Source organism: Mesorhizobium sp. M3A.F.Ca.ET.175.01.1.1 (genome assembly GCF_004791945.1).
In the GTDB taxonomy this organism is placed as follows: domain Bacteria; phylum Pseudomonadota; class Alphaproteobacteria; order Rhizobiales; family Rhizobiaceae; genus Mesorhizobium.
The window spans coordinates 1-346 of record NZ_SRTP01000180.1 but is presented as its reverse complement, the minus strand read 5'-3'; the positions used below and the strand labels follow the sequence as shown (position 1 = coordinate 346).

The window sequence follows — 346 nt, the reverse complement described above, 5'->3', positions numbered from 1 at the left end:
GCGGACATCTTCAAGGCCAAGGCGGTCAGGGGATCGGCCGAAATGGCGGGAAAACTTCGCCACCGCGTGCACGTAGGATCGTTGCGTGGCCGGCGACAGATTGCGGATCGTCATGTCTTCGATCATGCGCCGGCGAAGAGGGCTCAACTCGGCCATCTCAGTGCTCCTGTTCCAAGATTGCGCTTCAACAGCCGCAATCCTTCAAAACAGAAGCCTCAACCGCAAACCGACCCGCCAAATGCCGCGTCAGCGGCTTCGTTCAATCCCCTCAGATTCAGTCAAAACCTGAACTGCTCTAGCGGCGGGGCTTGACGGCATGAGCCGTGCGGACGCGGCAGGATCGGCG

General features: G+C 60.4%; 1 protein-coding gene. It reads right to left on the bottom strand.

Features of this window, described 5'->3' with window-relative positions:
- Nucleotides 1–156 (bottom strand): phage integrase N-terminal SAM-like domain-containing protein (locus tag EN818_RS31255; RefSeq protein ID WP_189523996.1); only part of this gene is annotated, 156 nt, incomplete at its 3' end.
- Between the last annotated feature and the right edge of the window lie 190 nt (nucleotides 157–346).